This window comes from Glutamicibacter sp. BSL13 (genome assembly GCF_052928425.1).
In genome coordinates this window covers 1-1,152 of the sequence record NZ_JAVGCZ010000213.1, presented here as the reverse complement: position 1 = coordinate 1,152, position 1,152 = coordinate 1, and the positions used below count along the sequence as shown (strand labels likewise).

Annotated in this window: 1 protein-coding gene; it reads left to right on the top strand. The window is 72.3% G+C overall.

The genetic code is table 11. The features are described 5' to 3' along the window. Window positions 1–59: 59 nt before the first annotated feature. The coding region (locus RCJ92_RS15920; protein ID WP_446755127.1) for a cystathionine gamma-synthase at window positions 60–1,152 on the top strand (1,093 nt) is incomplete at its 3' end.

Genomic DNA, 1,152 nt, shown 5'->3' with positions numbered 1-1,152 from the left:
GCCGAACGCCCCGGACCCGGCGCCCCGTGTCTGGCCCCCGCACCGAAAGTGAGCATCGCATGAGCGGCTTCAACACGCTGGCGGTCCACGCCGGCCAGGCGAAGGACCCGGCCACCGGTGCGGTCATCCCGCCGATCTACCAGACCAGCACGTTCATCCAGGACGGCATCAACGTGCTGCGGGCCGGGCACGAATACTCCCGCGGCTCCAACCCCACCCGCAACGGATTTGAGACCCAGCTCAACGCCCTGGAGGGCGGGGCCGCCGGGTTCGGCTTCGCCTCGGGCATCGCCGCGGAGGACGCGCTGCTGCGCGCGGTGCTGGCCCCGGGCGACCACATCGTGCTGGGCGCCGACGGCTACGGCGGCACCCACCGGCTGATCACCGGGCTGCACCGCAAGTGGGGGATCACCGCCAGCGCCGTGCCGATCACCGACCTGGATGCGGTGCGCGCGGCCCTGCGCCCGAACACGGCGCTGCTGTGGCTTGAAACCCCCTCCAACCCGCTGCTGGGCATCGCCGACCTGGCCGGCTGGGCGCAGCTGGCCAGGGACGCCGGCGCCCTGCTGGTGGTGGACAACACCTTCGCCACCCCTTACCTGCAGCGCCCGCTGGATTTCGGCGCCCACGCGGTGGTGCACTCCACCACCAAGTACATCGGCGGGCACTCCGACGTGCTGGGCGGGGCGGTCATCGTCACCGAGCACCTGCACCGCGGCACCCCGCTGGCCGAGGCGGTCGGCTACCAGCAGTTCGCCGGCGGGGCGGTGTGCGGGCCGCAGGATTCCTACCTGGCCGCCCGCGGGCTGAAGACCCTGGGGCTGCGCATGGAACGGCATTGCGCCACCGCCGCAGGCCTCGCCCGCTGGCTGCAGACCCGCAACGAGGTCACCGGCGTCTACTACCCGGGACTTGAGGAACACCCGGGGCACCAGCTGGCCGCCCGGCAGCAGCGCGGCTTTGGCGGGATCCTCTCCCTGACGCTGGCCGATGAGCCCGCCGCGCGCGCCTTCGCCGAATCCATGCACTACTTCCAGCTCTCGGTCTCCCTGGGCGGGGTGGAATCCCTGGTCTGCTACCCCCGGGAGATGACCCACGCCTCGCTGATCGGCACCCCGCTGGAAGTCCCGGCGAACCTGGTGCGCCTCTCGG